Origin of the sequence: Promicromonospora sp. MEB111 (assembly GCF_030209445.1) — a bacterium.
GTDB lineage: Bacteria > Actinomycetota > Actinomycetes > Actinomycetales > Cellulomonadaceae > Promicromonospora.
In genome coordinates, this window is the sequence record NZ_JARVSD010000005.1 from 240,889 (window position 1) to 267,796 (window position 26,908).

The window sequence follows — 26,908 nt, forward strand, 5'->3', positions numbered from 1 at the left end:
TGTACGTCTGACACGTCAGAGGGGGAACGTGCGCGGGCGGGGGAGGGCCGCCTCGACCTGGGCCGCCAGTGCCAGCAGCGTGAGCTCGCCGCCCGGCCGACCGATGATCTGCACCCCCATGGGCAGCCCGGCCGGCGCCTCGGTGGTGGGCTTGGTCCAGTGGGTCGGCACGGTGATCGCCGGCAGCCCGGCGACGTTGAGCATCGACGTGAACGGCGTGTACAGGCACTGCTGCTCGAAGTTCCGCTCGGGGTCCTCGGCGTCGTACCACCCGATCGGCCGCGGGGTGAGGGCGAGCGCGGGAGTCACGACGGCGTCGTAGGCGCTGACCTGCGCCACGAGCGAGCGCTCGAAGCCGGTGAGCGTGCGCACCGCCTCGGCGAGCCGGCGGGCGGGCACCTCGCGGCCCGACCGGATGAGCCACTGCGTCAGGGGCTCCAGCTTGGCCAGCGTCTCCGGGTCGTCGATGGGCACCGCCGACGCGCCACCCATCCACAGGGTCCGGAACGCGGGGGCGTACTCGGGAGCCTCGGCCAGGAGCGTGTGCTCGACCACGTGCCCGGCCGCGGCCAGGGCGCGCACCCCGGCGTCCAGCCCGGCGCGCGCCTCGGGGGACACCGCGATGTCGTAGAAGCCGTCCCACGCCGACGAGGTGGTCACGCCGATGCGGGCGGCTCCCCGGCCGGCGGCGCCGGCGCCCTCCGGCAGCTCGGCCCGCTGCGCGGCCGCGAGGTACGCGCCCGCGGCGTACGACGGCGCCCGGAGCGTGTACGGGTGCGCGACGCCGCCCCCGGCGCGCCGCGGGAGCATCGCCTCCAGCAGCAGGGCGGCGTCGGCGACGGTGCGCGCGATCGGCCCGTTCACGACCAGCCCGCCCAGCGAGTCGACGCCGCTGCCCGCGGGCAGCAGCCCGCGCGTCGGCTTGAGGCCGACGACGCCGCAGGCCGCCGCCGGGATGCGGATCGACCCGCCGCCGTCGGACCCGGGCGCGAACGGCAGCATGCCCGCCGCCACCGCGGCGGCGGCCCCGCCGCTGGAGCCGCCCGCACCGCGGCCCAGGTCCCAGGGGGTGCGCGCCGGGGCGGCGCCGACCGGCTCCGTGTAGGCGGGGAAGCCCAGCTCGGGCGCGGCGGTCTTGCCCAGGCTGACGATCCCGGCGTCGTCGAGCACCTGGACGATCTCGTCGCTCTCCTCGGCCGGCGGCAGGTCCGCGAAGGCGCGCGACCCGAAGCCGGTGGGCACGCCCGCCCGGTTCCACAGGTCCTTGTCCCCCGTGGGCAGGCCCCACAGGCTGCCCGACGGCGGCGTGCCCTCGTCCGGCCCCGCACCGCGGGTCTCCTGGAGCTCCGCCGCCCGTTTCCGGGCGCGCTCGGGGGTGACGGTGGCGAAGGCGCCGACCGCGGGGTTCAGCCGCTCGATCCGGTCGAGGAAGTGCTCGGTGACCTCGGTGGGGGTGAGCTCTCCGGCGGCGAGAAGGTCGCGGAGCTCGACGGCGGTCCGCTCGTGCAGGGCATCCATCCCGCCAGGCTAGGCGCTCCCCGCACCGGCGCCGCGGAATGTTTTTATGTCTCACCCGCTCTACAGCGGAATCAGTCGAACTCATGAATCTGATGAATTGCATTCAACGATGTGACCTGCGCTGATGTCCCGCACTGCGGGCTAATGGCGCTCCGCACCGGCCCATTCTGCCGCGCAGAATGCGCTTCTCCGGCATATGTTCGTGCGGAGCCGTCACCTTTGCGCCGCGCCGTCACGGTGCGCCCGAGGTGCACAGAAATTTCTCGCAGGGGGAGAGCACCATGACATTCTTCAATACGGCACTCGTCGTGCCGAACCAGGTCGACTGGCTGGCACCGCTCACGAACGCGCTCGGTGCGGTCGCGAGCTTCATCCCGAAGCTCCTCGTGTTCCTGGTGGTATTCCTCATCGGGTACTTCATCGCCAAGGCGATCGCCCGGTTCGTGGGCATGATCCTGACGCGGGTCGGCTTCAACAAGGTGCTCGAGCGCGCGGGGGCGAACCGCCTCCTCGCCGGGTCGGGCATCGAGCCGATCGCGCTGCTCACGAAGATCATCTACTACTTCATCCTGCTCATCACGCTCCAGCTCGCGCTGAGCGCGTTCGGGCCCACCAACCCGGTGAGCGCGATCGTCAACGACATCGTGGCGTGGCTCCCGAGCCTGGTCGTCGCGATCGTCATCGTGGTGATCGCGGGCGCCATCGCGAATGCGGTGAAGGACCTTCTCATGAACACCATGAGCCGCGTTTCCTACGGCCCGCTGGTCGCGAAGACGGTCTCCTTCTTCATCATCGCGCTGGGCGTTATCGCCGCCGTGAACCAGATCGGCATCGGCACCACCGTGACAATGCCAGTTCTCGTGGCATTCCTGGCCACCGTGGCCGGTATTCTCGTCGTCGGTGTCGGCGGTGCGCTGATCGGCCCCATGCGGTCGCGCGTCGAGGGTTTCCTGGGCAATCTGTCGAACGGCGCCGCTGCCGCCACGCCCGTCGCGGAACCGAACAACACGCCCGCCGTGGCATCCGGTAGCTCGGGCTCGTTCGCCCCGCCGCGCGACATCTGATCGATCGGCCCGCACGACGCCGGGGTCGCACCGCCACGTGACGGTGCGACCCCGGCGTCGTGCTGCGTGCGGCTCAGTACTCCCGGTCGTCCTCGACGGGTGTCGCAGGAGTGCCGTTGGACCACGGGTGCCCGGCCGGGACCGCGGTAGCAGGGGCGCTGTTGTTCCAGTCGTGTCCGGCCGGCACCGACGTCACGCGTGTCCCGTCCGTGCCGTACTCCCGGTCGGCGGCCGCGGCCGCCCCGGCGCCGAGCACACCGCAGGCCGTCGTGAGGAGTGCCGCGGTACCAGCGGCGGCCACTCGTGCGAACTTGTTCATCGTGAACCTCCTTCGTGGCCGGAGGGACCGTCCCGCCCGGCCCGGTCCACGCTGCGGCACGGGCGGACGGGGCTCAACGTCCTTTGGGTGAGCCCGAATGTCCGGCCGCCGGTTCGCGCCGTCTGCTCGCGCCGTCAGCCCGCGCGGTCCCCGCCGTCAGTCCCGGCCCAGCAGCTCGCGCGGTACCCGCCGTCAGTCCCGGCCCAGTAGCTCGCGCGCCTCGCCCAGCACCGCGGCCAGTCGCTCCGGGTCCGGGTCGTCCTCGGTCGGCTGGATCGCCACGGTGTCGGCGCCGGCCGCGCCGAACCGGCGCACGCCGTCGGCGAACGCCTGGGCGTCGCCCCACACGGCGTAGCTCGCCAGCCGCTCGTCGTCGGCCACGTCCTGTCCCCAGGTAGTGAGCTCGGCGCGCAGGCGCGCGGCGGCGTCCGGCCCGGTCCCGCCCGACACGAACTGGATCACCGGGAACGGCTCGGCCTCCCGTCCGGCGGCGGCCCGGCCCTCGGCGATCCGCTCCAGCGCGGCCGGGAGCCCGACCAGGCCCACCGAACCCTCCAGCACCACGCCGTCGCCCACCTCGCCCGCGACGCGCAGCGACTTGGGCCCTGTCGCGGCGACCGGCACCCGCACGGGCCGGGCGGGCGGCCAGTCCAGCTTCACGTCGTCCAGGTGCACGTACCGGCCCGACGACGTCACACTCTCCCCCGCCAGCAGGGCGCGCAGCGTCGTCGCGTACTCCCGCATCAGGGTCAGGGGCGACGCCGCCTTGACCCCGACCTGCGCCATCCAGGACTGCACGCCGTGCCCGATCCCGGGGATGAGCCGGCCCGGGAACATCCCGTCGACCGTGGCGACCTCCATCGCGGTGAGCGCGACGTTCCGCAGGGGCGTCGGCATCACGCCGATCCCCACGCGGACGTGGTCGGTCGCAGCCAGGATCGCGCTCGCGGCGGAGATCCCGCCGGTCTGGAAGCAGTCCTCCCAGAGCCAGATCTCCTCGATCCCCGCGGCCTCGACGGCGCGGGCGAGCGGGATGACGCGGGACGGCGGGGTCGAGGGGCGGATGATGCACGCCAGTGTGGTCATGGCCACACGCTGTCACGGGGGTGCCGTCAGATCCAGTCCTTGCGCGCAGCGTGCCAGCCGAGCTGGATGCGCGTCGAGACGCCGGCGATGTCCATGAGCACCTTGACGCGGCGCTGCACCGTCCGCAGCGAGAGGCCGAGCTGGTTGGCCACCGACTGGTCCGTGAGGCCCACGAGCATGAGCCCCAGGATGCGGGCGTCCTGGTACTCGAGCTCGCCGCCGCCGTCCGGCTCGCCGGGCCGCGCGAACGGGGTGGCGTCGCGCCACACGGCCTCGAACAGGGCGATCAGGGCGTCGAGCAGCCCGGAGGGGTGGATGATCAGCGCGCCCACCAGGTCGGGGGCGAGGTCGGAGTCCTCGGCGTCGACCACGGTCTGGATCGGCACGAACGCGAGCCGGCGGTCGATGATGAACAGCTTGATCGGCACCCGCTCGGAGAACCGCACCTCCTCGCCGTTGTCGATGGCCGCGGCGACGTCGTCCACGCGCATCATGCCCGTGTCCAGGAACACGCGGTCCACCACCACCCGGTACCGGACGCCGCGGGCCACGGCCTGGTCCTCGGCCGTGTTGTCCTCGGCGGACATCACGAAGACCGGTGGCTTGGTGAACGACTCGACCGTCTCGCGTGCGCCGAGCTGGAGCTGCATGATGCGGTGCTTCACGGCGTCGGCCCCGCGCACCACGTCGACCACGTCGGTCGCCGGCCGCAGCGCCGACGAGCGCCGGAAGTCCTCCTCCAGCTCGATCAGCTCGACCTGTGCCGCCCGGATCTCGTCCTTGCGCCGGGCGAGCAGCGCGCCCAGCGCGATCTCGGGGGGAGCGGCCTGGAACCGGGAGTCGTCCGCGCTCTGCCGGGCCGCGAGGCCATGGCTCTCCAGCGTGCGGAGCACGTCCAGGGCGTCGCCCGGGTCGCACCCGAGCCGGTGTGCCAGCTCCGCGGAGTCGAGCGATGGTGAGGCCACGAGCTCGCGATACGCGAGCGACTGCGACTTGGTCAGGCCGAGCACGTCACTGAGCATGTCATCCTCCCGCCGGATGAATTTCACCGTGCCGTGGCGAGGATACGCCAGGGGTGCACTTCGATGCTTTTGTCCTTTCCGCGGCCGGGTGCGATCACCGGCGAGGGCCGAACCGGTTGGTAGCCTCCCGGACGTGAGCACCGAAGACGTGAGCTTCCTCGCCGACGGCGGCGAGCGGGTCGCGGGCCGCTGGTTCCTGCCGGACGGCGCCCCCGTCGGCGTCGTGGCGATCGCACCGGCCATGGCCATGCCGATGCGGTTCTACCGGCACACCGCCGTGTGGCTCGCCGAGCGCGGCTTCGCGGTGCTCACGTTCTCCTACCGCGGCTCGGAGCCGGAGCTCTACGGCCCCCTGCGGGACTCCACGGTCACCGCCCTCGACTGGTACCACGACGCCGAGGCCGCCGCGGCGCATGCACGCGCCCGGGCCGACGCCGACGGCGTCCCGCTCACCTGGGTCGGCCACTCGTTCGGCGGCCAGAGCCTCGGCTTCCTGGCCGACGTCGGCGTCGACCGCTGCGTGATGGTGACCTCGGGAACCGGCTGGCGGGGCAAGGCTGCGCCGACCATCCGCACCTGGTCGCCCCTGCTCTGGCGGGTCATCGCGCCGACCGCGACGGCGCTGGTGGGCTATTACCCGGGTCGTCGGCTCCGGATCCTGGACGACCTGCCCGGCGGCGTCATGCGCCAGTGGGGCCGCTGGTGCCTGCACCCGGACTACCTGTTCAGCGAGCTCCCCGAGCTGCGGGACCGGTTTGCGAAGGTCGAGACGCCGGTCGCCGCCCTGTGGACCGCCGACGACGAGCTCATCTCCCCGGAGTCGATCCGGTACTGGAGCCGCGAGTTCCCGGGCACCGAGGTGGAGCTCGTCGAGATGCGCGCGGCCGACCACGGTTTGACCCGTATCGGGCACTCGGGCTTCTTCCGCCCCAAGCGGGCGGTGCTCTGGGAGAAGGTGCTGCTCCCGCGCCTGGCGCTCCGCGCGCCGGCCTGACCGCTCCGGCCGCCGGCCTGACCCTTCCGCCCCCCGGCGGCTGGGGGTCGATCCGGGCCCGCGTCCTCCCCTTCGAGGCCCGAGTTTCTTCGCTTTGGACGGCTCCAAAGCGAAGAAACTCGGGCCTCGAAGAGGAGCCCGGCACAGTGCGCGACGCCGGACCTCCGTGCGACGTCGGACCGTCGCACAAGGGCGCCGGTCAGAGGGGCCGGATCGTGCCCCGGAAGTGGCGGGTGCCCTTGCCGGATCGCCAGCCGTCGTAGACGAAGCCGCCGGCCGGCTCGTTCCCGCCCGCCGAGCCCGCCGAGCCCGCCGAGCCCGCCGGGACGAGGTCGGCCGCGTTCCGGATCGCGACGTCGACCGTGCTCGGCAGCAGCACCGGCCGGAAGAACTCGACCGTCCACTCGTACGCCTCGCCGCGCCGGGCGGGCCCGACCTCGGCCAGCGCCCGCGCCGCGGTGTACATCCCGTGCGCGATCGCCCGCGGGAACCCGAACGCCTTGGCGCCCAGGTTCGACGTGTGGATCGGGTTCTGGTCGCCCGACACCGCGCCGTAGGCCCGTCCGGTCCCGGAGCCGAGCTTCCAGCGCGCCGTCGGCAGGGGCGCCGTCCACTCCTCGCGCGGGGACTCGTCGGCCGGGGCCGCGCCGTCGGGCGCCCGGAAGCCCTTGGCGAGGTAGGTCGAGACGCCCTGGTAGGCGAGGTCGCCGTCCACGAGCACCTCAGCGACCAGGTCCACCTGGACGCCCCGGCGGTGCGCCCGGGCGTCCTGCGCCCACGCCCGCACCTCGACCGTCTCGCCCAGCCGCACCGGGCGGAGCACCCGCGCCACGTTCCGCAGGTGCACCATGCCGAGCAGCGGCAGCGGGAAGTCGCCGCGCACCATCACGGCCGTGGCCAGCGGGAACGCCAGCACGTGCAGGAACCCGGCGGGCAGCACGTCCGACGACGGCTCGCCCAGCAGCTCCTGGTACGCCGCCAGGTGCGCCGCCTCGCCCGCGGTGTCCACCCGCGCCACGCGGTACGACACCTCGGGCAGCCGGACCTCGCCCCTGGGCCGCTTGCCGGCCGATCCGGCGACGCCCTTCGTGAACAGCCTGCCCAGCTTCGGCAGTCCGGCCAGCTCGGTCACGCCGTACGACGCCGGTGCCCCCGCCGTCGGTTCTCCTTCGCGACGCTCTGCCTGTGGTGCGCCTCCGCGGCGCTCCGTTCCGGGCGAGTGCCTCGTTCCTCGGCCCTCACCCTCCACTGCGCCCTGCGTTCGGCGCACGCTCACTTGCCCACCATGTGCTGGCCGCACACCCGGAGGGTCTGCCCGTTGATGCCGGAGGCCGGCTCGGACGCGAGGAACGAGATCGCCTCGGCGATGTCGACCGGCAGGCCGCCCTGGCCCAGCGACGGCATCCGGCGCGCCACGGTGCGGGTGAGAGCGGGCACCTTCGCGGTCATCTCGGTCTCGATCCAGCCCGGTGCGACGGCGTTGGTGGTGCCACCCGTGGCCGCGAGCACCGGGGCGCCCGCGGCGGCGTTCGCGATGACGCCGGCCTTCGTGTAGCCGTAGTTGGTCTGCCCCCGGTTGCCGGCGAGACCGGTGGTCGAGGCCAGGGAGACGATCCGCAGGCCCTCGACGCCGGCCGCGAGGAGGCGCTCGTTGATCTGGAGCTGTGCCGTGAGGTTCACCGCGATGACCGGGTCCCACTTGTCCGCCGTCATGTTGGCGAGCAGCTTGTCGCGGGTGATGCCCGCGTTGTGGACCAGGATGTCCAGGCCGCCGAGCGGCTTGGCGGCGGCCAGGATCTTGTCGGCCGCGTCGTCGGCGGTGATGTCGAGCTGGAGCGCGATGCCGCCGATCTCGTTCGCGACGGCCGCGAGCGACTCGCCCGCGGGCGGCACGTCGATCACGACCACCTTGGCGCCGTCCCGGGCCATCGTGCGGGCGATCGCCGCGCCGATGCCGCGCGCGGCGCCGGTGACGACCGCCACCTTGCCGGCCAGCGGCTGCTCCCAGTCCACCGGACCCGCGGCGTCGGACGGGCCGACGGGCAGGAGCTGGCCGTCCACGTAGGCCGACCTCGCGGACAGGAAGAAGCGCAGCGTGACCACGGCCGAGGCGGAGTCGACGGCCGCGCCGCCCGTGAGCTGGATGCCGTTGGCCGTGGACCCGCCGCGCAGCTCCTTGCCGAGCGATCGGACCAGACCCTCGACACCGCCGCGCGTCGCGGCCAGGACCGGCGCGTCGCCGTCGGCCACGGCACGGGAGACGGTCACGACCCGGCCGTTGCCCGCGAGGCGCCGCAGCGTGCCGGCGACGGTGAGCACGGGGGCCGAGACGGCCACGGGCGTCTCGGCGCCGGTCAGCACCAGTACGACGGCACCGAACCGCTCGCCCTCGGCCGTCTCCGGGCTACGGCGCACGTCGACGTCCCAGCCGGACAGGATCTTGGCCACGGCGTCGGCGTCGGCGGCCGAGGCGTCGTCGGACACCACCAGCACGGGGCCCACGGTGAGCGGGCTGCCGGGACGGTAGCGCCGGAGGATGGCCGGCTGGGGCAGGCCCAGCTTCTTGAAGACGGGCTTGAGCGTCCCGTTGGCCAGGTTGAGATAGCTGTCGGTCACGATGTCCTCTTCGATTGCGTGGCGGTACGGGCGGACTCAGACGGACTCGACCAGGGCGACCGCGCCCAGACCGCCGGCGGCGCAGACCGAGATCAGCGCCCGTGCGGGCTGCCCGGTCTCCGCGGCCTTCGCGGCGACCAGCTTGGCGGCGGTCGCGATGATGCGCCCACCCGTCGCGGCGAACGGGTGACCCGCCGCGAGCGAGGAGCCGTTCACGTTGAGCTTGCTGCGGTCCACCTTGCCGAACGCGCCGTCGAGCCCGAGCTCCGTACGGCAGTATTCCTCGTCCTCCCACGCGGCCAGCGTGGTCAGCACCGTGGACGCGAACGCCTCGTGGATCTCGAAGAAGTCGATGTCGTCCAGGGTGAGGCCGTTGCGGGCCAGCAGACGCGGGACCGCCGCGACCGGGGCCATGAGCAGGCCCTCGTGGCCGTGCACGAAGTCGACGGCCGCCGTCTCGGCGTCCACGAACTTGGCGAGGATCGGCAGCTCGCGCTCCTCCGCCCACGCGCGGGACGCGAAGAGGACGGCGGAGGCGCCGTCGGTCAGCGGCGTGGAGTTGCCCGCGGTCATCGTGGCGGTGTCCGGGAGCTTCATGCCGAAGGCCGGCTTGAGCTTCGCGAGCTTCTCGGGCGACGTGTCGGGGCGCAGGTTGTCGTCGCGGGTCAGGCCCTTGAAGGGGGTGACCAGGTCGTCGAAGAAGCCGGCCTCCCAGGCGCGGGCGAGGTTCTGGTGCGAGTTGTACGCGATCTCGTCCTGGGCCTCACGGGTGATGCCCCACTTGGCGGTCGTGATGGCCTGGTGCTCGCCCATCGAGAGGTGGGTGCGCGGCTCGCCCGTGCTGGGGGTCGCGGGGGCCAGGTCCTTGGGGCGGACCTGCAGCAGCGCCTTGATCTTGGCCCCGGTGGTCTTGGCGTGGTTCGCGTCGAGGAGCGCGGCGCGCAGGCGGTCGCTGACCACGATCGGCGCGTCCGAGACGGTGTCGGTGCCGCCGGCGATCGCGGACTCGATCTGGCCGAGCTTGATCTTGTTCGTCACCGCGATGGCGGCCTCGAGGCCGGTGGCGCACGCCTGCTGCACGTCGTAGGCGGGGGTGGTGGGCGACAGGGAGGAGCCCAGCACGCTCTCGCGGATGAGGTTGAAGTTCTTGCTGTGCTTCAGCACGGCGCCGCCGACGACCTCGCCCAGGCGCTCGCCCTGCAGGCCGAAGCGGGCGACGAGCCCCTCCAGCGCCGCGGTGAACATGTCCTGGTTGCTGGTCCGCACGTACTTCTTGCCGGCGCGGGAGAACGGGATGCGGTTGCCGCCGATGATCACGGCTTCGCGCGTGGACGGGACGGGGGCGGGGGTAGTGGACACGTCGCTGTTCCTTCTCACTTCATCGTCGGGCAGAGGGCTTCGTCGGGTCGAGCCTTGTCGAGACCAGGGCGGGCCGCGACCCGGTTCGCCCCGGGTGGTGCCCAGGACTCACAGTACCTGATACTCTCAGTCTCGTGAGACGAATCACAAGACCTCTAGCGAGTCAAGGTGGGGAGGCGGACCGATGAGCATCGGAGTCGACGGTCGTTCGACCCGCTGGGACGACCACCGCACGGCCCGTCGGGCAGAGCTCGTCCGCGCCGCGCGCAAGGCCGTGCACCGCCTCGGGCCCGCGGTCTCGATGGACGAGATCGCCGCCGCCGCGGGTACGTCCAAGTCGATCGTCTACCGGTACTTCGACGACAAGGCGGGCCTGCGGCTCGCCGTCGCCGAGACGGTGGTCATGCAGATGCACGACGCGCTGCGCGCCGCCGCGCAGCAGGCCGACAACCCGGAGATGGCGCTGCGCGAGATGGTGCGCGTCTACCTCGAGATGATCGAGAGCTCCCCCAACGTGTACTGGTTCGTCACCCGGACCGCGATCGGCGGCAACGAGCCCGCGCCCGTCGAGAGCGGCCGCCGCGGCCGCCGCGCCCCGGCACCCGCCGACGACGCCGGCGCGCCGACCACCCCCGCCGACCTGCACCCGCTCGGTGCCTACCTCGACTCGGTGATCGAGCTCGTCGCGGAGCCGTTCGCGCGGGCCACCGACGTACCTCCGGCGGACGCCGCGGCCTGGGCCGCGGGCGCCGTCGGCTTCGTGCGCGGCTCCGGTGAGTGGTGGCTCGGCCACCGCACCGTCGAGTCGACGCCGCTGACCCGTGAGCAGCTCACCGAGCGTGTGACCCTCTGGCTCTGGACCGGGCCCGTGGGCGTGCTGCACCACAACCGCCCCGGCGCCGCTCCGGCGACCGCCTGACCCCGACCCACCCTCCCGACATCCAGAACCTGGCCCCCTGGCCGAACACCGAGGAGAACCGATGACGACCACCTCCGAGCCCGCGACCACCACCGTGGCGGCCCCACAGGCCGTGGCGCCCCAGCCCGAGGCGACCCGGCCGGCGTCGGGCACCCGCGTGGACGTGCCCGCCCTGGAGCAGATGCTGCTGGGCCGCTGGCCCGAGGAACGGTCCGAGGCCCGGCGGATGGTGGCCGCGCACCCCGAGCTCTGGAAGCGGGAGGGGATCACCAAGGAGGAGCACCGGGAGATCACGCTCGCCCAGATGAAGCAGATGGTGCCCTACGGCCAGGTGCTGCGGGCTTTCCCGGAGCGCCTCGGCGGCCGGGAGCAGGCCGGCGGCAACCTCGTGGGCTTCGAGGAGCTCGTCGCGGCCGACCCGTCGCTGCAGATCAAGGCGGGCGTGCAGTGGGGCCTCTTCGCCTCCGCGATCAACCACCTCGGCACCGAGGAGCAGAAGGACCGCCTGCTCCCCGGGGCGATGGACCTGAGCGTCCCGGGTGCGTTCGCGATGACCGAGACGGGCCACGGCTCCGACGTCGCCGCCATCGGCACCACCGCGACGTACGACCCGGAGACCGAGGAGTTCGTCATCAACACCCCGTTCCGCGGGGCGTGGAAGCAGTACCTCGGCAACGCGGCGAAGCACGGCGTGGCCGCGACGGTGTTCGCGCAGCTCATCACCAACGGCGTGGACCACGGCGTGCACTGCTTCTACGTGCCGATCCGGGACCCGCAGACCCTGGAGTTCCTGCCCGGCGTCGGCGGCGAGGACGACGGCCAGAAGGGTGGCCTCAACGGCATCGACAACGGCAAGCTGCACTTCACGGACGTGCGGGTGCCGCGTCGCGACCTCCTGGCCCGGTACGGCCAGGTCGCCGCGGACGGCACCTACACCTCGTCGATCGACAGCCCCGGCCGGCGCTTCTTCACGATGCTCGGCGCCCTCGTGCAGGGTCGTGTCTCGCTCGACGGCGCGGCGATCACCGCGGCCAAGATCGGCCTCGCGATCGCCACGAAGTACGCCGAGCAGCGCCGCCAGTTCTCGCCTGCGACCGGCGCCGACGAGCTGACGCTGCTGGACTACGCGACGCACCGTCGCCGGCTCTTCCCCCGCATCGCCGAGGCGTACGCGATGCACTTCGCGCACGACGAGCTGCTGGACCTGTTCGACGACGTGTTCTCGGGCCGCGAGGACACCCCCGCCAAGCGCGAGGACCTGGAGACGACGGCGGCGGCGCTCAAGGCGACGTCCACCTGGTACTCCCTCGACACCCTGCAGGAGTGCCGCGAGGCCTGCGGCGGAGCCGGCTTCCTCTCCGAGAACCGGTTCACCGGGCTGCGTGCGGACCTCGACATCTACGCCACCTTCGAGGGCGACAACCACGTGCTCCTGCAGCTCGCGGCCAAGCGCCTCGTGGGGGACTACGGCAAGAAGATGGCGCGGGCCGCCAAGTCCCCGGGCGGCATGGCGGGCATCGTGGCCGGTCAGGCCAAGGACGCGGTGCTGCACAAGACCCCCCTGCGCAGGTTGGGCCAGTCGGTGGCCGACGGCGGCGGCGCCCGCTCCGCGGGCCGCCTGCTCGACGCCGAGGTGCAGCGCGCCCTGATCGCCGGCCGCTACGAGGGCATGGTCGCCGCCACCGCGATGGGCATGCGCCCCGCGCTCAAGGCAGACCCGGTCAAGGCGCAGGAGATCTTCGACGACAACCAGGTCGGCCTCATCGGGTCCGCCGCCGCGTGGGCCGAGCTCGTCCGCTGGGACGCGTTCACCAAGGCCGTCGGCACGGTGTCCGACCCGGGCACCCGCAAGGTGCTGACCCTGCTGCGCGACATCTACGGGCTCACCACGATCGAGCGGCACCTCGACTGGCACCTGACCAACGGCCGCCTCTCGACGGGACGCGCCAAGGCCGTCACGGCGACGATCGACCGCCTGCTCAAGGCGCTGCGCCCGCACGTGCTCGACGTCATCGACGCCTGGGGCTTCTCGCAGGAGCACCTGCGCGCGCCGATCGCCGACGGCTCCGAGAAGGTGCGCCAGGACGAGGCGCGCGCGTACTACCGCGAGCTGCGCGCGAGCGGCAAGGCGCCGATCAGCGAGAAGGAGCTGCGCAAGCAGCAGGCCAAGCAGGCGCGCTAGGGCCGTGACCACCTCGCCGCGCTACGCCGGCGAGGTGGTCACGACCAGCGGGTCACGCGGCGTCCGGGACCGCGGCGACGACCGGCACCGGGAGCTGCTGCACCGGGACCGGCTCGGCCTCGGTGTCGGGCTCCTCGTTGTCGGCGGGGCGCGCGAGCGGACCGCTGAGGGTGATCGGGGCGTCTGCCGCGGGCGCCGGTTCGGGTATCGCGCGGACGACGACGAAAGTGCCCGCCAGCCCCAGCAGGGCGGCGAGCACCGCGAGCGGTACGAGTTGATATGCGAGTGTCATTCCGAGCAGCGCGCCGACGCCTACCGCGACGGACGATCCGAGAACGAGTACGCGGGTCATCTGGAGCCTCCCTGCCAAGGTGTCTCCGAGGAGAAGTTGCCTGACCCCAGGGGGGAACTCTGTGGTGCCGCACTCCGGCAGATGCCCCTCGGGCGTCTGGGGGCGCACGAAGAGCATGAACTGGGGCCCGGCTGAGCTGGGGCTCATCAGATTGTTTGTGGCGAGCCTGCCTCGCCGCCTTTTCCAGGAAACCCCAACCTGCGCGGCTCCGCACCCCGAACAGCACCGGTCCCGGTCACGACTGGGTCACGACTGCGTACGGGCCGCTCCGCTCACACCGGGTTGCAGTGCGCGGTGGCGGTGAGGATCAGGCCGACGTCGGGCCGCCAGGGCTCCAGGTTCCACGTCTCCTTGTCCACGGCCCCCACGGCGTGGCACACGAGCTGGTGCTCCATCGTGTCGCTGTCCGCCTCCGGCTCGGCGGCCACGAGCTGGGTGCGGATCAGGTCCAGGCCGGCCTCTCCCGCGCGCCGGGCCCAGTCCGCCGGGTCGACGGCGAGGGACCGCCCGCCCTCGTTCTCGCCCCAGCTCGTGCTCTCGATCGCCTCGGTGCCGACCACGAACGTGACCGTCACCGGCTCGGTGCGGGCCGCCGGCTCGCCGCTCCCGGAGGCCGTCGCGCGGTCGTCGATCCTCAGCCTGGCCTGGGTCGCGTCGATGTCGGTGACCTCGATACGTGGTGCGTCCTCGGCGTCGGGCGGCGGTGTCGGTGCGCCGATCGCCGCCACGGGCGTGCCGTTGCCGTCGAGCACGGAGATGCTCCCGTCGGAGTCGACGTCGAGCGTGCCGGGCGAGGTCAGCGAGAGCCGGGCGGAGCCCTCGGGGGCGAGGGAGAGCGTGACCGTCCGCGTACCCGGTCCGAGCTCGTCCTCGCGCACCTCGGCGGCCTTCCGCGAGCTGACGTCCAGGACGACGTCGCCGACGGTGACGGTGCTGGTCTGCGCCTTCGGCCCGGTGCCGCCCTGCTCGGGCCCGGGTGTCGGCGTCGGTGTCGGTGTCTGCTGCGATGCTGTCGCCGTCGGGTCGCCGGCTCCGTCCGAACCCTGCGCGCGCTCGACCAGGCTGCACCCGCCCACGGCGAGGGCGGCCGCGAGTGCGGCGCACGCGGCAAGGGGGGAGGCGACGGCCCGGTGGATCTGCACGTGCCCATTGTGCGGGGTGGCGGCCGTGAGCGGGCCGGCCCGGGACGGCGTGCCGGGTGGCGCGCCTCGACCTCACCCCCTACAGTTAGAACATGCGTTCGAACAAGGTGCTGGTGACTCGCGGTCCGGCCGACGTGCCTGACCAGTCTCCGCGTGGTGCGTCCGCGCCGCGCGAGTCGGGGTTCGCGAGCGGTTTCGCGAACCTCTCCGAGGCGGTCGACGCCGTGGCGGCGATCGACTCCCTGCTCTCCTCGCTCGCGGCCTCCCGTGCCGTGCTGACGGAATCGGTCCGGGAGTGGGTGGCCGACCAGCCCGACCTGTTCGACGCCCCGGAGGTCGAGGCGGACGACCTGGCGGGGCTGGCGCCCGAGCTCGTCGAGCGGCTGGCGAGGGCGCTCCGGGTGCCGGAGGGTTCGGCGGTCGCGCTCATCGAGGAGTCCCGGGCGCTGGTGCACGAGCACCCGCGGACGCTCGCCGCGCTGCGCGGAGGGCACATCACGCACGCGCACGCGCAGACCATCCTCGGGTACACGGACGGGTTGCGCCGGGGTAACCGGGTGGCACTGGAGACCCGCCTGCTCAAGCACGCGCGCACCACGACGCCCGGTGAGCTGAGCCTGGTGGCGCGTGCCGAGCGTGAGCGGCGGCTGCGTCCGGTGCGGAGGGTCGAGCCGCAGGTCGCGGCACCCGTGGAGCACAGGACCAGGCGTCAGCGGGTCAGCGCCGTCCCCACAGGTCGTCCCACGCCGTGAAGGCCTCGTCGGTGTGCCGGTTGTGCTGCTGGCCACCGGACGCGGGCGCCTGCCCGCCCCAGGCCGGCGCGTCCCACACCGGCGCGGCCTGCCCCGGCTGCTCCTGACCGGAGTCCTGCGCCGCTCCGTACGGGGCCCAGGGCTGCTGGCCGTACGGGGCGCCGGGCTGCTCGCCGGACGTGCCCGTGCCGTACTCGGGCGCTGCCGGGTAGTCCTGGTCGTACGGGGCGTCGTAGCCTCCGGGCGGCGTCGCCGGCTGCGCGGCCTGGTGCGGCTCCTGCCAGGGCTGCGCCGACTCCGTCTGGCCCGTCCAGAGGGGTGCGGCCTGGTACTCCTGCGACCACGGTCGGTCCAGGGCACTGGGCGCCTGGTACGGCTGGGCGTCGCCGTGCCGGGCGTTGCCGTGCCGGCCGCCGTAGGCGGGTTCGGCGCGGTCCGGGGAGTCGTAGGCCTGGTCGCCGAGGCCCTGCGACCCGAGTCCGTGCGTTCCTGGTCCCGGCGTTCCCAGTCCTGGCGTTCCAAGCCCTGGCGAGCCGTGCCCCTGGGGCCCGTGGCCCTGCGCGGCATAGGGCGTCTGGCCGAACGCGTCCTCCCGCCCGGGCGACGGCGGGAGCGACGGGTAGCCGTCGTCGCTCCGTCGCGGTGCCGAGACCGCCGCGAACGTGGTGGTGGCCAGGTACTGCTCGAACGGGACGTCGAAGGTCTCGTCGTGCGACCAGGCCGAGTCCCACGGTTCGGCGGCCGGCGCCGGGGCGGCCCGCCGGCCGTCGTCGGGCATCGGGGGCAGGCGGATCTCGCCCGAGCTGTGCCGTACGCGGTCGTGCATCTGCCCCACCCAGTTCAGGGCGAGCTCGAAGCGCATGGTGCCGAGGCCGTCCACGCCCAGCTCGCCGCCGAGCGCGGGGTGCGGGTTGAACGTGTAGACGTCCTCCTCGCTCAGCCGGATGCCGCGGCTCCGGGCGTCCCGGACCAGGTCGTCCATGAGGTACGTGGCGCGCCCGTCGGCCGACTCCAGCTCCGCGTACATGGTCACGGCGGAGTTCCAGCGCAGCTCGAGCGTGCCCTCGACCGTGTCCAGGAACCACCACCCGTCCAGCGACTCCAGGAAGATGTCGCCGAAGCAGGTGGCGAAGCGCGGGGTCTGCTCGCGGATCCCCATCCACTGCCACGAGGCCAGCCCGAACTCGAAGGCAACCTTCGGGAAAGTCCGGAGCAGCTTCATGTCCGAATGAAACCACTTTCGGGTAAACGTCGGGAACCCCTGCGTGACATCTTTGTTTCACCCTTAACAGGACGGGTCCCGTGCGGTCACGCCAGACCCGACTGGTAGGCGAACACCACGAGCTGGGCCCGGTCGCGCGCCGCGAGCTTGATCATCGCGCGCGACACGTGCGTGCGGGCGGTGGCCGGGCTGAGCACCAGCTCCTCGGCGATCTCGTGGTTGCTCATCCCCTGCGCCACGAGGCCCACCACCTCGCGCTCGCGTTCCGTGAGGTCACCGATCCGCGGGTGCGGTTCCAGGGCGCGCGGGGACGCCGCGGTGAACTCCCGGATCAGGGTCCGGGTGGCCGACGGCGCGAGCAGCGCCCCGCCGTCGTGCACCGTGCGGATCGCGGCCACGAGCTCCGCCGGCGGGGTGTTCTTGAGCAGGAAACCGCTCGCCCCGGCGCGCAGCCCGTCGACGACGTACTGGTCGTGCTCGAACGTCGTCAGCACCACCACGCGTGTCGCGGCCAGGTCGGGGTCCTCGGCGATGCGCCGCGTCGCCTCGATGCCGTCGATGCCGGGCATCCGGATGTCCATCAGCACCACGTCCGGCCGCAGGCGGCGGGCCTCGGCCACGGCGGCAATGCCGTCGGCGGCCTCGCCCGCGACCGTCGTGTCCGCCTCGCCCGAGATGAGCGCACGCAGCCCCAGGCGGACCAGGTCCTGGTCGTCCACGAGCAGCACCGAGATCATGCGACACCTCCCGCGGGCAGCGCCGCCCGCACCTCGAACGACTCGTCGACGGGACCGGCGTCGAGCCGCCCGCCCAGGGACTCGACCCGGTGCCGCATCCCGGCGATGCCGAACCCGGCGACGAACGCGGTGCCGGACGGGCGCGGGTTGCGCACCGCCAGCCGGACGCCGTCCGGTTCGTACGCCACCTCGACCCGCGCGGCCGAGCCGGCCCCGTGCTTGACCACGTTGGTCAGCGACTCCTGGAGCACCCGGTAGGCGGCGAGGTCGACGGCGTCGGGCAGGGGCCTGGGCGTGCCGGTGACCGCCAGGTCCACCGCGACCCCCGCGGACCGGACCCGCTGCGCCAGCACCTCCAGGTTGGCGAGCCCTGCCGTCGGTGCGCGCTCGGGGCCCGCGCCGGAGCCGGGCCCGATGTCCGCCAGGGTGGTGCGCAGCTCGGTCAGCGCCTCGTTCGCGGCCCGGGAGATCGCCCCCAGGGCGGCGGTCGCGTCGTCGGGCCGCCCCAGGTGGAGCGCGATGTCGGCCTGCATCTGGATGGCGGCCAGCCCGTGCCCCACCACGTCGTGCACCTCGTGCGCAAGCCGCAGCCGCTCGTCGTCACGCGCCTGCTGCTCCGCGGCGGCGTGCCGCGCCGACCGGGCCTCGTCCCACGTGCGCCGGGCGACGCCGATGCTGAACGGCACCGCCACGAAGGCGCTCGCGGGCACGAGCCCGGCGGGGACACCCAGCCCGGCCGGGTGGGTGAAGACGGGGATCACGAGCAGCGCGAGCGTCGCCGCCGCCCAGACCAGGGCGGGGCGGAGCGGGCGCCGTCGGGCCAGGGAGTAGACCGCGACCGCCAGGCACAGCATCACCGGGCCGTACGGGAAGGCGAGCAGCAGGTAGCCGACGGTGGCGGCCGTGACCACGCCCAGCGTGGGCACGGGCCAGCGCGTGCGGAACAGCGTCCCGGCCGCCGCGACGACCGCCAGCGCGTAGCCGAGCGCGTCGACGGGCCGGTCCACCATGGTCGAGCCGTCCAGGAACGGCAGGCTCACGAGCACGAGCGCCGTCAGCGCCGCGCTCACGCCGACGTCGACCAGGCGCAGCCTCCCCATGTCTCCTCACCTCCAGCCCACTGTGTCCGACAGCCACACTGTGTCCGACGCCGGACGCCGCGTCACCCCCTACGGGTCGTAGCCCGGCGTACGTCGCGGGGCGTAGGCCGGGCCGCCCGACGACGCCGGAGGGCGCAGCGCGGGTGCCGCCCCACGGCCGATCCGGCGTCCGCCCCGGCCCGGGACGCTGGGCACGTGGGCGCCGGCCGGGCGCCCGGGGGAGGAACGGGATCATGAGTCGTAGGGGACCGGCACGCATGACACTGCCGCCGCGCGTGCGCAAGGCCGTGCTCACCGTGCACATCGTGTCCGCGGGCGCGTGGATCGGCATCGACGTGCTCGTCGCGGTGCTCGCCGGGATCGGGCTCGGCGGTGGTCCGGCCGCCGTCCGCGGGCTGGCCCTGCGCGCCCTCGCCGAGTTCGTGGTGACCCCCATGCTGGTCTCGGCACTGGTCTGCCTCACCTCCGGCGTGCTCCTCGGCCTCGCGACCCAGTGGGGGCTGGTGCGCTACTGGTGGGTCGCGGTCAAGCTCGTGACGAACCTGGTGCTGTGCACCCTGATCCTGGTGGCCCTGCGGCCCGGCATGGCCGACGTCGGCGCGGCCGGCGGCGCGATCGAGGCCGGCCGGGTCCCGGCCACCGACCTCTCGTTCCTCGTCTTCCCGCCGACCGTGTCGCTCACGGCGCTCGCGGTGGCCACCGTGCTGTCCGTGTACAAGCCCTGGGGCCGGGTGGGCGGGCGCGGGCGGCGTCAGGCGGGCGGGCACGCACGGCGCGTGCCCACCGGGGTGTCAGACGAACGGCCTACCGTTTCCGCATGAGCATCGAGGTACGGGACGCGGATCCCGCGGAGTACGACGCCGTCGGGAAGATCGTCGCGGCGGCGTTCGCCGCGGACGGGCAGCTCGAGGCCCCGGACTCCGTCTTCTACCGGAACGTCCTGCACGACGTCGCCGGCCGGGCGGCGGCGTCCGACGTCATCGTCGCCCTCGACGACGACGTCGTCGTCGGCGCGGTGACGTACGTGCCGCACGGCGGCCCCATGGCCGACATCGCACGGGACGGCGAGGCGGAGATCCGCATGCTCGGCGTCGCGCCGGACGCGCAGGGCCGGGGCGCCGGGACCGCGTTGATGCGGGAGTGTCTCGCCCGGGCCGCGGGCGGCCACGCCACCGGGACGCGACGCGTCGTGCTCTCCACCAACACCGTCGCGCACGGCTCGCACCGGCTCTACGAGCGCCTCGGCTTCGTGCGCGACCCCGCCCGGGACTGGACCCCCGTGCCCGGCGTGGACCTGCTCTGCTACACGCTCGACCTGTAGCGGCTAGGCGCCCGCGCCGTGCGGCGGCCTGCCCGGCCACCGCAGCAGCCCCGACGTGATCGCCACGCCGAGCAGGAGCAGCACCCCGCCGCCGACCTCGGCCGTGTTCGGCACCTCGCCCTGCGCCAGCCAGGCCGCCGTCATGCCGAACACCGGCACGAGCATGGTGAACGGCACCACCGCGCTCGCCCGGTGCCGCGCCAGCAGCGTGTTCCAGATGCCGTAGCCCACCAGGCTCGCGAGCCACGCCGTGTAGAGCGTGGACAGCACGGCGGCCCACGTCGGGTGCGTCAGCGAGTACCCGACGGCGGCAGGCCCGTCCAGCACCAGCGCGAGCGCGAACATCGGCACGGGGACCACCAGCGCCGACCACACCGTCATCGACAGACCGGCCAGCGGTGTCGGCCGGTCGCCGGTCGCCTGCGTCGCCGCGCCCAGGCGCCGGACGATCACGTTGCCCGTGGCCCACGACGCCGCGGCCCCGAGCGTGAGCAGGAACGCGAGGCCCGGCGTCGCGGCCGACCGGCCGAGCCCCACGATCACCAGCCCCACCGCGCCGAGCAGCACGCCCACGAGCTGGGGCGGCGTCGGGCGCTCGCGGAGGGCGACGCTCGCGAACAGGACCGTGAGGACCACCTGCGCCTGGAGCACGAGCGAGGCGAGGCCGGGCGGCATGTCGAGCCAGATGGCGGTGTACATCAGCGCGAACTGGCCGAGGCTGAGGAACAGGCCGACCACCAGCACGTCCTTCATGGGCACCGCGGGGCGGGGGACCAGGAAGATCGCGGGGACCAGCACCACCACGAAGCGGATCGCGAGGAAGAGCACGGGCGGTACGTCGTCGACGCCGACGTCGATCGCGAGGAAGTTGGTGCCCCAGATGATCATGACGAGCACGGCGAGGAGCGAGTGGCGCAGGGGCATGGCGTCATCGTCGGCCGCCCCGACCCGGTGCGTCCATCGCGTATCACTGGCTGATTGTTCAGTGGTGCTGAACGGTGGCCGCGTCGTGACTACGTACTTTCACGATCTTGTTCCACGGAGCGGGTGAAAAGTAGCGTCGCGGGCAACGGGAGACACATGTTCGCGAAGGAGCGACCGATGCGTACCACCAGACACCGCACCATCCGCAGTACCGTCACGGCGACCGCCGCCCTGACCCTGGTCCTGTCCGCCTCGCTCGTCGCCTCGGCGGCGACGCAGAAGGCGCCCGACGGCGGTCCAGCCCCGTCCGCGCGGGACGCCGCGCCCGCCGCCGTGGGTGCCCTGACCTGGTCGGACGAGTTCGACGGGGCCGCGGGTGGCGCCCCCAACCCGGCCAACTGGAACCTGGAGACGGGCGGGGGCGGCTGGGGCAACAACGAGCTGCAGACCTACACGAGCTCGCGGGACAACTCGGCGCTCGACGGCAACGGGAACCTCGTCATCACGGCCCGCCAGGACGGGAACGGCGGTTACACGTCGGCGCGCCTGACCACCGCGGGCAAGGTCGAGCCCACCTACGGCCGCGTCGAGGCCCGGATCAAGATCCCCCGCGGGCAGGGCATCTGGCCCGCCTTCTGGATGCTCGGCGGCCAGATCGACTCCGGGGTGCCGTGGCCGAACTCCGGCGAGATCGACATCATGGAGAACGTCGGCTATGAGCCGCACATGGTGCACGGCACCATCCACGGACCGGGCTATTCCGGCGGCGCCGGGATCGGCGCGGCGTACACGCACCCGCAGGGCTGGTCCTTCGCCGACGACTTCCACACGTTCGCGGTGGACCGCGCGCCCGGCCGCATCACCTGGTCGGTGGACGGGAACGTCTACCAGACCCGCACCACGGCGGACACGGGCGGCAACCAGTGGGTGTTCGACCAGCCGTTCTTCATGCTGCTGAACGTCGCGGTGGGCGGCAACTGGCCCGGCTACCCCGACGGCACCACGCAGTTCCCGCAGCAGATGGTCGTCGACTACGTGCGGGTCTACGACCAGGGCTGACCCCCTGAGCGCCGTGTCAGACGTACAGGTCACACGAGGGACCTGTACGTCTGACACGTGATGGCGGGCCCACGTCGTAGACTGGCGGGGCGCTCCGGCGCCCAGAAACCTACCCCGCACGCGAGGAACTACATGACCGCGCCCGCGTCCCAGGCACCCTCCCGCCCGACTCCCGCCGTTCCGAGACTGGACACGGTCGAGGCCGCCGCAGCCACCCCTGACGAGGTGCAGCCGTACGGCGAGCTCGGACTCAAGGAGGACGAGTACCAGCGCATCAAGGACATCCTGGGCCGCCGCCCCACCGCGGCCGAGCTCGCGATGTACTCCGTGATGTGGAGCGAGCACTGCTCCTACAAGTCGTCGAAGGTGCACCTGAGCAAGTTCGGCGAGAAGGTGACCGACGAGATGAAGGAGCACCTCCTCGTCGGCATCGGTGAGAACGCCGGCGTCGTCGACATCGGCGACGGCTGGGCCGTCACCTTCAAGGTCGAGTCGCACAACCACCCGTCGTTCGTCGAGCCCTACCAGGGCGCCGCGACCGGTGTGGGCGGCATCGTCCGCGACATCATCTCGATGGGCGCGCGCCCCGTCGCCGTCATGGACCAGCTCCGCTTCGGCGCCGTCGACCACCCCGACACCGCACGCGTCGTGCACGGCGTCGTCTCGGGCGTGGGCGGCTACGGCAACTCCCTCGGCCTGCCGAACATCGGCGGCGAGCTCGTCTTCGACGGCTCGTACCAGGGGAACCCGCTCGTCAACGCGCTCTGCCTCGGCGTGCTGCGCCACGAGGACATCCACCTCGCCAACGCGACCGGCCTCGGCAACAAGGTCGTGCTGTTCGGCGCCCGCACGGGCGGCGACGGCATCGGCGGCGCCTCGATCCTCGCGTCCGAGACGTTCGAGGACGGCGTCCCCGCCAAGCGCCCGAGCGTCCAGGTGGGCGACCCCTTCATGGAGAAGGTGCTCATCGAGTGCTGCCTGGAGCTGTTCTCGGCCAAGGTCGTGGAGGGCATCCAGGACCTCGGCGCCGCGGGCATCTCCTGCGCCACTTCGGAGCTCGCCTCCAACGGTGACGGCGGCATGCACGTGGACCTCGACGACGTGCTGCTGCGCGACCCCACGCTGAACGCCGGCGAGATCCTCATGTCGGAGTCGCAGGAGCGCATGATGGCCGTCGTCCGGCCCGACCAGCTCGACGCCTTCCTCGCGATCACCGGCAAGTGGGAGGTCGAGACCGCCGTCATCGGCGAGGTCAACGACTCCGGCCGCCTCACGATCGACCACCACGGCCAGCGGATCGTGGACGTCGACCCCAAGACCGTGGCGCACGAGGGGCCCGTGTATCACCGGCCCTACGCCCGTCCGGCCTGGCAGGACGGCCTCCAGGCCGACACGACGACGGCGGCGGGCCTCGCCCGCCCGGCGTCCGGCGTGGAGCTGCGGGAGACCGCGCTGAGGCTGCTGGCCTCGCCCAACCTCGCCTCCAAGGCGTGGGTCACCAACCAGTACGACCGCTTCGTCCAGGGCAACACGGCGCTCGCCCAGCCCGACGACGGCGGCGTCGTGCGCGTCGACGAGACCACGGGCCTCGGCGTCGCGCTCGCGACCGACGCGAACGGCCGGTACGGCAAGCTCGACCCGCGCGCGGGTGCGGCGCTGGCGCTCGCCGAGGCCTACCGGAACGTGGCCACGACCGGCGCCGCGCCGCTCGCGGTGACGGACTGCCTGAACTTCGGCTCGCCGGAGCACCCGGACTCGATGTGGCAGCTCGTCGAGGCGATCGAGGGCCTCGCGGACGCCTGCCAGGAGCTCGGGGTCCCGGTCACCGGCGGCAACGTCTCGCTCTACAACGGCACGGGTGAGCCGGGCCAGATCGACTCGTCGATCCACCCCACCCCCGTGGTCGGCGTGCTCGGCGTGCTCGACGACGTGAGCACCGCGCTCTCGTCCGGCTGGCAGACCGAGGGGCTGTCGCTCCTCCTGCTCGGCACCACGCGGGACGAGCTCGACGGCTCGGCCTGGGCCGACGTCGTGCACTCGCACCTCGGTGGTGTGCCCCCGCAGGTGGACCTGGCCGCCGAGAAGGCGCTGGCCTCGGCGCTCGTCGAGGCGCGGCGTACCGGCCTCGCCGCCGCCGCGCACGACCTGTCCGAGGGCGGCCTCGTCCAGACGCTGATCGAGGCCTCGCTGCGGTTCGGCGTGGGCGCGTCGGTGGCGCTCGAGGGCGTGACGGGTCGCGACAAGGTGGACCCGTTCGTGGCGCTGTTCTCGGAGTCGACCGGCCGCGTGGTCGTCGCCGTCGACCCGGAGCACGAGGGCGAGCTGACCCACCTGGCCGAGGACGCCGGCGTGCCGGTGCTCCGGCTCGGCACCACCGGCGGCGACGCCGTGGTGGTCGAGGGTCACTTCGAGCTCCCGCTGTCGGAGGCCCGCACGGCCCACGAGGAAACCCTCCCGCGCATCTTCGGCTGACGCCGGGGCCGAACAGTCGAGATCTGGTGGTCGCGCCGAGATCTGGTGGCGGACCACCAGACCTCGGCGCGACCACCAGATCTCAGCGCCTGGTCAGAGCCCCTCCGGGCAGCCGGTAGGGTCCGGGAGTGCGTTTTGTCCGTGGCCTCATCACCGTCGTGCTCTGGATCATCGCGATCCCCCTGCTCCTCGTGGCGCTCGCCAGGGTGCTCCCGTTCGACAACGTGGTCCCCCTGCCCCAGCTCGTCGCCTTCTCGCCGTGGGTCACGCTCGCGGCGCTGCCGCTGCTGATCGTCGCGCTGTTCTCGCGGCGCTGGGTGCTGACCGCGCTGCTCGGGGTCTCGTTCGCGGGCTTCCTGTACTGGATGGTGCCCTTCTTCGTGCCGCCGGAGACGTCCACGGCGGCCGACCCGGACGATGCGGGCACGCTGCGCGTCATGACGGTGAACGCCCTGTACGGGCAGGCCGACGCCAAGACCGTGGTGGGGCTCGTGAAGTCCCAGAACGTCGAGGTGCTCTCGGTCCAGGAGCTCACGCCCGACTTCGAGCGGGCCCTCGCCGACGCCGGCCTCGACGAGCTGCTGGCGCACAGCTTCACCGTCCCCGCCGAGGACAGCCCCGCGGGCAGCGGGCTCTGGTCGACCACCGAGCTGACCGAGGTGCAGCAGATGAGCGGCACCACCTTCTCCATGCCGTCGGCCCTGGTCGACGTCGGCGGCACCGACGTCCGCGTCACCGTGGTGCACCCCTACCCGCCGATGCCGGCGGACGTCACCACGTGGCGCACCGAGCTCGTCGAGCTCACGGAGAAGGCCCACGAGGACCCGACGCCGCAGATCCTGGCCGGCGACTTCAACGCCACGTACGACCACGTGACGTTCCGCGGCCTGCTCGGCTCGCGCTTCCTGGACGCGACCCGCGAGTGGGGTGCGGGTCCGACCGTGACCTGGCCGGAGGGCAGCCGGGTGCCGGCGCTGTTCGCGCTGGACCACGTGGTGGTGGAGAAGGACATGCCCGTCTCCGACGTGGTGTCCATGCAGGTCCCCGGGACCGACCACCGGGCGCTGGTGGCGACCGTCGTCGTCGAATAGCACAGCGACACCGCGCGGGGAGCGCGGAACCGGCTTATGTTCGCAGTTGTGCCGACCCGTCAGATGCGCCTCGCGCCCGCCGCTACCGACGAAGTGAGTGGTGCCCTCGCGGCTCTTCGCGCCGAGGTCGGCCTGCCCGCGATGTTCCCGCAGGACGTGCTCGAGGAGGCTCTCGCGGCCGCCGGGCACGACGTCTCCGCGGGCCGGACCGACCACCGCGACATCGCGTTCGTCACGATCGACCCGCCCGGCTCCAAGGACCTGGACCAGGCGGTCCACGTGGAGCAGTCCGGCGAGGGCTACGTGGTGCACTACGCCATCGCGGACCTGGGCGCGTTCGTGGTCCCGGGCGGCGCGATCGACGCGGAGGTGCACCGCCGGGGCATGACCGTCTACGGGCCGGACGCCCGCACGCCGCTCCACCCGAAGGTCCTGTCCGAGGGCGCGGCGAGCCTGCTGCCCGAGGAGGACCGGCCCGCCGTGCTGTGGACGGTGACCCTCGACGCGCGCGGCATCATCAAGGGCGCCGCGCTGGAGCGCGCGTACGTGCGCAGCCGGGAGCGGCTCACGTACGCCGAGGTGCAGTCGACCCTCGACGCGGGCACGGCGAGCGAGTCGCTGCAGCTCCTGGCCGACGTGGGCCGCCTGCGCCAGTCGCTGGAGCTCGCGCGCGGCGGCGTCTCGCTGTCGGTTCCCGAGCAGGAGGTGGAGCGGCGCGAGGACGGCACCTACACGCTGTCGTTCCGGCGGAACCTCCCGGTCGAGGACTGGAACGCGCAGATCTCGCTGCTCACGGGCATCGCCGCCGCGCACCTCATGCGCGAGGCGGGCGTGGGCATCCTGCGTACCCTCCCCGAGGCCGACCCGCGCGACCTGGCCCGGCTGCACCGCACCGCACGTGCGCTCGGCATCGACTGGCCGGACGACCTCCCGTACGCGCGCCTCGTCCCCACGCTCGTCTCGCGCATCCCCGAGCACGCGGCGTTCCTCAACGAGGCGACCACGCTCTTCCGCGGGGCCGGGTACGTCGCCTTCGGCATGCCAGGGCCCGACGGCGTCGTCGTGCCGACGCCCGAGAACACCCGGCACGCCGCCATCGCCGCCGACTACGCGCACGTCACGGCGCCGCTGCGCCGCCTCGTGGACCGGTACGCGACCGAGATCTGCCTCGCCGTCTCCGCGGGCCGGCCCGTGCCCCCGTGGGTGCTGGAGGCGCTGCCGGCCCTGCCCGGCGTCATGGCCGAGACCGGCCGCCGCGCCTCGTCGTTCGAGCGCGAGTGCGTGGACATCGTCGAGGCCTCGCTCCTCGCGGACCGTCTGGGCGAGGAGTTCGACGGCGTGGTGGTCGACGTCGACGAGCCGGACAAGGAGCTGCAGCGGGGCGAGGTCGTGCTGCGCGACCCGGCCGTCCGCGCGCGTGTGGTGGGTCCCGCGCTGCCCCTGGGCGACGAGGTGCGGGTCCAGCTCGCCGAGGCCGACGTCGCCGAGCGGCGCGTGACGTTCACTCTCGGTGGTCCGCTGGCGGGCCGGGCGGCGGACGCCGCCGGGCGTCCGGAGCACCGGGCCGGGGGAGCGGCCGGAGCGCCCGAGCGGGGTGGACGGCGCGCGGCCCGGCGCGCCTCGGCGGGCACGAGCGGCCACGCCGCCGCGCCGACGC

24 protein-coding genes are annotated in these 26,908 nt (G+C 73.2%); 11 read left to right on the forward strand and 13 right to left on the reverse strand.

The window, feature by feature from the left end:
* Positions 1–15: 15 nt before the first annotated feature.
* Positions 16–1,518, reverse strand: a complete 1,503-nt coding sequence (locus QRN56_RS06055) for an amidase (protein WP_285101892.1) — start codon at positions 1,516–1,518, stop codon at positions 16–18.
* Positions 1,519–1,697: 179 nt separating this feature from the next.
* Here QRN56_RS06055 and QRN56_RS06060 point away from each other — a divergent pair, with 179 nt between their 5' ends.
* Complete coding sequence (locus tag QRN56_RS06060; RefSeq protein ID WP_285101893.1) at positions 1,698–2,582, forward strand: mechanosensitive ion channel family protein; 885 nt, start codon at positions 1,698–1,700, stop codon at positions 2,580–2,582.
* Between the two features lie 73 nt (positions 2,583–2,655).
* Here QRN56_RS06060 and QRN56_RS06065 read toward each other — a convergent pair whose 3' ends face one another.
* The 3 genes from QRN56_RS06065 to QRN56_RS06075 form a co-directional block, all read right to left on the reverse strand.
* The gene (locus tag QRN56_RS06065) at positions 2,656–2,901 is read right to left on the reverse strand and encodes a hypothetical protein (RefSeq protein WP_285101894.1); all 246 of its coding nucleotides are present in this window, start codon (positions 2,899–2,901) and stop codon (positions 2,656–2,658) included.
* A gap of 192 nt (positions 2,902–3,093) precedes the next feature.
* On the reverse strand, positions 3,094–3,987 hold the full coding sequence (locus QRN56_RS06070; RefSeq protein WP_285101896.1) for an LLM class flavin-dependent oxidoreductase: 894 nt from the start codon (positions 3,985–3,987) through the stop codon (positions 3,094–3,096).
* Positions 3,988–4,013: 26 nt separating this feature from the next.
* A complete protein-coding gene (locus tag QRN56_RS06075; protein WP_285101898.1) occupies positions 4,014–5,009 on the reverse strand; it encodes a helix-turn-helix domain-containing protein in 996 nt (331 codons plus the stop codon).
* Positions 5,010–5,142: 133 nt separating this feature from the next.
* On the opposite strand from QRN56_RS06075, the gene QRN56_RS06080 reads away from it, so the two are divergent.
* On the forward strand, positions 5,143–6,003 hold the full coding sequence (locus QRN56_RS06080; RefSeq protein WP_285101899.1) for an alpha/beta hydrolase family protein: 861 nt from the start codon (positions 5,143–5,145) through the stop codon (positions 6,001–6,003).
* A gap of 199 nt (positions 6,004–6,202) precedes the next feature.
* Here the strand turns inward: QRN56_RS06080 and QRN56_RS06085 are convergent, their stop codons facing one another.
* From QRN56_RS06085 to QRN56_RS06095, 3 genes are all read right to left on the reverse strand, one after another.
* The gene (locus QRN56_RS06085) at positions 6,203–7,135 is read right to left on the reverse strand and encodes a MaoC family dehydratase (protein WP_285101900.1); all 933 of its coding nucleotides are present in this window, start codon (positions 7,133–7,135) and stop codon (positions 6,203–6,205) included.
* Between the two features lie 140 nt (positions 7,136–7,275).
* A complete protein-coding gene (locus QRN56_RS06090; protein ID WP_285101901.1) occupies positions 7,276–8,619 on the reverse strand; it encodes a 3-oxoacyl-ACP reductase in 1,344 nt (447 codons plus the stop codon).
* Positions 8,620–8,655: 36 nt separating this feature from the next.
* Positions 8,656–9,978 carry an acetyl-CoA C-acetyltransferase gene (locus tag QRN56_RS06095; RefSeq protein WP_285101902.1) on the reverse strand — a complete coding sequence of 441 codons (1,323 nt, stop codon included), beginning with the start codon at positions 9,976–9,978 and terminating at the stop codon, positions 8,656–8,658.
* 184 nt (positions 9,979–10,162) lie between these two features.
* On the opposite strand from QRN56_RS06095, the gene QRN56_RS06100 reads away from it, so the two are divergent.
* Both QRN56_RS06100 and QRN56_RS06105 read left to right on the forward strand, forming a co-directional pair.
* On the forward strand, positions 10,163–10,897 hold the full coding sequence (locus QRN56_RS06100) for a TetR/AcrR family transcriptional regulator (protein ID WP_285101903.1): 735 nt from the start codon (positions 10,163–10,165) through the stop codon (positions 10,895–10,897).
* 61 nt (positions 10,898–10,958) lie between these two features.
* The gene (locus tag QRN56_RS06105) at positions 10,959–13,079 is read left to right on the forward strand and encodes an acyl-CoA dehydrogenase family protein (protein ID WP_285101905.1); all 2,121 of its coding nucleotides are present in this window, start codon (positions 10,959–10,961) and stop codon (positions 13,077–13,079) included.
* A gap of 52 nt (positions 13,080–13,131) precedes the next feature.
* Here QRN56_RS06105 and QRN56_RS06110 read toward each other — a convergent pair whose 3' ends face one another.
* Together QRN56_RS06110 and QRN56_RS06115 are read right to left on the reverse strand one after the other, a co-directional pair.
* Positions 13,132–13,431 (reverse strand): hypothetical protein, encoded by a 300-nt coding sequence (locus tag QRN56_RS06110; protein WP_285101907.1) that lies wholly within the window; start codon positions 13,429–13,431, stop codon positions 13,132–13,134.
* Between the two features lie 272 nt (positions 13,432–13,703).
* Positions 13,704–14,573 (reverse strand): DUF2599 domain-containing protein, encoded by an 870-nt coding sequence (locus QRN56_RS06115; RefSeq protein ID WP_285101908.1) that lies wholly within the window; start codon positions 14,571–14,573, stop codon positions 13,704–13,706.
* A 92-nt stretch (positions 14,574–14,665) separates the two neighbouring features.
* On the opposite strand from QRN56_RS06115, the gene QRN56_RS06120 reads away from it, so the two are divergent.
* On the forward strand, positions 14,666–15,325 hold the full coding sequence (locus QRN56_RS06120) for a hypothetical protein (protein WP_285101909.1): 660 nt from the start codon (positions 14,666–14,668) through the stop codon (positions 15,323–15,325).
* On the opposite strand, the gene QRN56_RS06125 is transcribed toward QRN56_RS06120, so the two are convergent.
* The 3 genes from QRN56_RS06125 to QRN56_RS06135 form a co-directional block, all read right to left on the reverse strand.
* Positions 15,291–16,547 (reverse strand): T6SS immunity protein Tdi1 domain-containing protein, encoded by a 1,257-nt coding sequence (locus tag QRN56_RS06125; RefSeq protein WP_285101911.1) that lies wholly within the window; start codon positions 16,545–16,547, stop codon positions 15,291–15,293. The genes QRN56_RS06120 and QRN56_RS06125 overlap by 35 nt on opposite strands.
* An 86-nt stretch (positions 16,548–16,633) precedes the next feature.
* The gene (locus tag QRN56_RS06130; RefSeq protein ID WP_285101913.1) at positions 16,634–17,284 is read right to left on the reverse strand and encodes a response regulator; all 651 of its coding nucleotides are present in this window, start codon (positions 17,282–17,284) and stop codon (positions 16,634–16,636) included.
* Complete coding sequence (locus tag QRN56_RS06135) at positions 17,281–18,384, reverse strand: sensor histidine kinase (RefSeq protein ID WP_285101914.1); 1,104 nt, start codon at positions 18,382–18,384, stop codon at positions 17,281–17,283. The genes QRN56_RS06130 and QRN56_RS06135 overlap by 4 nt, the downstream gene beginning before the upstream one ends.
* Before the next feature lie 257 nt (positions 18,385–18,641).
* Here QRN56_RS06135 and QRN56_RS06140 point away from each other — a divergent pair, with 257 nt between their 5' ends.
* Positions 18,642–19,205, forward strand: coding sequence for a hypothetical protein (locus QRN56_RS06140; RefSeq protein ID WP_285101915.1), 564 nt, complete (start codon positions 18,642–18,644; stop codon positions 19,203–19,205).
* Positions 19,202–19,705, forward strand: coding sequence for a GNAT family N-acetyltransferase (locus tag QRN56_RS06145; protein WP_285101916.1), 504 nt, complete (start codon positions 19,202–19,204; stop codon positions 19,703–19,705). Before QRN56_RS06140 ends, QRN56_RS06145 begins: the two co-directional genes overlap by 4 nt.
* 3 nt (positions 19,706–19,708) lie before the next feature.
* Here QRN56_RS06145 and QRN56_RS06150 read toward each other — a convergent pair whose 3' ends face one another.
* Positions 19,709–20,629 carry an EamA family transporter gene (locus tag QRN56_RS06150; RefSeq protein WP_285101918.1) on the reverse strand — a complete coding sequence of 307 codons (921 nt, stop codon included), beginning with the start codon at positions 20,627–20,629 and terminating at the stop codon, positions 19,709–19,711.
* A gap of 177 nt (positions 20,630–20,806) precedes the next feature.
* Between QRN56_RS06150 and QRN56_RS06155 the strand changes: the two genes are divergently transcribed.
* The 4 genes from QRN56_RS06155 to QRN56_RS06170 form a co-directional block, all read left to right on the forward strand.
* Positions 20,807–21,688, forward strand: a complete 882-nt coding sequence (locus QRN56_RS06155) for a glycoside hydrolase family 16 protein (protein ID WP_285101919.1) — start codon at positions 20,807–20,809, stop codon at positions 21,686–21,688.
* Between the two features lie 132 nt (positions 21,689–21,820).
* On the forward strand, positions 21,821–24,160 hold the full coding sequence (purL, locus tag QRN56_RS06160) for a phosphoribosylformylglycinamidine synthase subunit PurL (RefSeq protein WP_285101921.1): 2,340 nt from the start codon (positions 21,821–21,823) through the stop codon (positions 24,158–24,160).
* Positions 24,161–24,288: 128 nt separating this feature from the next.
* Positions 24,289–25,251: an endonuclease/exonuclease/phosphatase family protein gene (locus QRN56_RS06165; protein WP_285101922.1), complete on the forward strand. Its 963-nt coding sequence runs from the start codon at positions 24,289–24,291 to the stop codon at positions 25,249–25,251.
* A gap of 48 nt (positions 25,252–25,299) precedes the next feature.
* On the forward strand, positions 25,300–26,908 hold a 1,609-nt coding region (locus QRN56_RS06170; RefSeq protein WP_350224555.1), incomplete at its 3' end, for an RNB domain-containing ribonuclease.